General features: G+C 38.6%; 3 protein-coding genes. All 3 read right to left on the minus strand.

The genetic code is table 11. The features are described 5' to 3' along the window. Positions 1 to 193: 193 nt before the first annotated feature. A complete protein-coding gene (locus QZ334_RS07850) occupies positions 194 to 763 on the minus strand; it encodes a hypothetical protein (protein ID WP_295233424.1) in 570 nt (189 codons plus the stop codon). Positions 764 to 771: 8 nt separating this feature from the next. Beyond that, positions 772 to 1344 carry a hypothetical protein gene (locus QZ334_RS07855; protein ID WP_295233426.1) on the minus strand — a complete coding sequence of 191 codons (573 nt, stop codon included), beginning with the start codon at positions 1342 to 1344 and terminating at the stop codon, positions 772 to 774. Between the two features lie 34 nt (positions 1345 to 1378). After that, the coding region (locus tag QZ334_RS07860; protein WP_295233428.1) for a hypothetical protein at positions 1379 to 2594 on the minus strand (1216 nt) is incomplete at its 5' end.

Consider the following 2594-nt stretch of genomic DNA (forward strand, 5'->3'; position numbering starts at 1 on the left):
TTTACCAACCCCCAGTTTAACTGGGGGTTTAGTCATGCCTATTCGGCGTACAAATAAAAGCCAAGCTATTTCTAAATATGAATAGCTTGGCTTTTGCATTATGTAAATAAATTAAGAATATATCAGAAATCTATTATGAATGTTTAGGAGCTTTTAAGAACCAACGAAGTATCAGCCCAGTAATCATAAACTATCACGGCTCATCATCATAGGCAATGCCATATGCTTTTTTATACATCAAATTAGGCAATTTATATTTTTCGTCACCAAATTCAGCAGGTAGAATCATAGCTTTTAGGTTTTCTGCATACACACGTTGTTGGCGAATTTGTCCATTATTGTAATAGGTACCGCCATCATTAACGATTCCAGTGATACCTGAGTTTTCTTGTTTTGCACGCCAAATAGAGATATATGGCGTCTTATCACCTTGTTTTAAACTGTTATCATGAGCATTAATCAAATGGCGCAAAGAACGATCCATTTGGTAATCGTATTGTACTGAAAGTCCTTGAATCATATTAGCAGCAGGCATGGAAACATAAATGCTGGCTTCGATACGACGATGACCATTCGGTGCCATTACAGACTTAACAGATGAAAGATCCAAATATTTTCCATCTCCTCGTCCAGAGTCAGCACTCGAATCGATGTGTTCAAATCGCTCTGAGATTAATAAGTCAGCTTGTGATACGGCTTGTCCTTGCATCGGTACTATGAGACATGCTAATAACGATAGTGAAAGTAAATATATGAGTTTCATCGTCCACCTCACTGTACCACAATATCATCAAAATGCTGCTGATAGGCAGACATAAACATAGCATCCGCTATATCATACATAATAGTGTTATTACGATTAAGTGGGAACTTACGAGTATCATTCACATAATGCATTGGCTTCGTCGCCCCATCAAAGGTATACTTCGCCACATCTACCTCTGTCATAGCCAAACCAGACTTACTTTCACTAGCCTCAATCAAAGCCATCATAGATGGACTCGGATTCATTATACGAGACGAATGAATAAGGGTCGCTAACGAATAGTTTGTATCATAATCCACGGTGAGCTGTCTCTCATCGATAGTAGATTGATAAGACGTATCCATCACAACATAGTAGGTCCCACGCAAAGAATACTGTGGCGGTGCATAGCGAATGGCCTCAATAGAATACGTGTTCAAATAGATATACAAGCCACCACTCTCCATAGAACCATTCATCGATCGAGTATGAACCAACTTAAATTGTGGTGACGTCTTCAACTCTTGATAGGTAATTGCCCCTGTGGGCATGGTGAAAGCTAGCAACACAAGGGCTAGCATCAAAATACGTTGAATCATAAAAACCTCTCTCAAACTAAACAGTCAAATACAGCTATTTACTTAATAGCTTAATCCATTCCATATACCATGGACTAAAGATGGAACTATTTTCAAGTCTCTCCTTATATGTTCCTTCTTCCCGCCATTGAGGCTCTTTTCGTAACTTTGCCGCATCATCAAAACTTACGTATTCGATCATATCTCTTAGCTGTTTATGTGTATAAGACGTTTTACTTTCATCATAATTAATGCGATAGCTGTAAACGTAAACAGAATCTCTCACAACATGACGGAGATAGGATTCACGATTAGGCTTATAGGAATCAACCAAAGAACCTGCAATCCCATTATTCCATACTACTGCGTATTGTGTAGGTGTTTCTAAGTCATCATATTTATATAAAAAATATAGTATTGGGATCTTAATAATCGTTACATCTTTATTTTTGTCCTTGATTGAGCTACGTATTACCCGTATTTTAGCTCCTGTATCTTCATATAGTCTCACATCATATACTCCATCCTCAACGGTTTCACTGATTAATTTAGCCGTTTTAGGAATACGATAGCTATAATTGCCCCAATGCTCAATTTGGCTATAATTATCCAAGCTAGATAAAGACTCTATAGATGGAATAATATAATTACTCATCACCACCTCAGGTGCTTTGTTTTGATATGGATCTTCTGTATTAACCCAGCCACCATAGGTAACTCCATACGTGGTCTTTGTATCATTTGGAGTGAATTCCGTATACATTACGCGAGAACTGTTTGACATGAGCTTCCAAGAGGCATTCTTCAAGCCTCGATACGTATATTTTCCTTCACCATCAGCATATTTACTAAGTTCTTTCCCATGAGGTGGTCCTACTACTAGAAATGTACTGAGACTTTGAACAGCAAATAATGGCCCTTTCCCAGCCTCTGTTTCTACAACATCACCACGAAAGCTAACATTTGGGACGGATAATCTAATATTCTTATCCCCTTCATGAATCAATACAACTGTAGACTGCGAATAATCTGCAAGCTCCAAAGCCTTAGAAAAACCAGGATGTTCCAGATTTAGCTTATCAAGCGTAGATGGCGGATTTTTAGGATTCGATTTTGCAAATTGACTATATGACTCTGCCTCTTGCTCCGCTACTTTATTAATATGCCGATAATTCTCATACGCATTGGCAGGAATTCTCGCATCTGCTCCAGGCACAGGCGGCTGTCCGGCTGGCACTTCGATCTGTACAGCACTTACATTTATGGTGAAA

It is taken from the genome of Veillonella sp. (assembly GCF_019414865.1).
GTDB lineage: Bacteria > Bacillota > Negativicutes > Veillonellales > Veillonellaceae > Veillonella.

Coding starts and splice junctions, on each gene's coding strand:
- QZ334_RS07850 (WP_295233424.1), bottom strand. CDS start 763: ATGAAACTCATATATTTACTTTCACTATCGTTATTAGCATGTCTCATA.
- QZ334_RS07855 (WP_295233426.1), bottom strand. CDS start 1,344: ATGATTCAACGTATTTTGATGCTAGCCCTTGTGTTGCTAGCTTTCACC.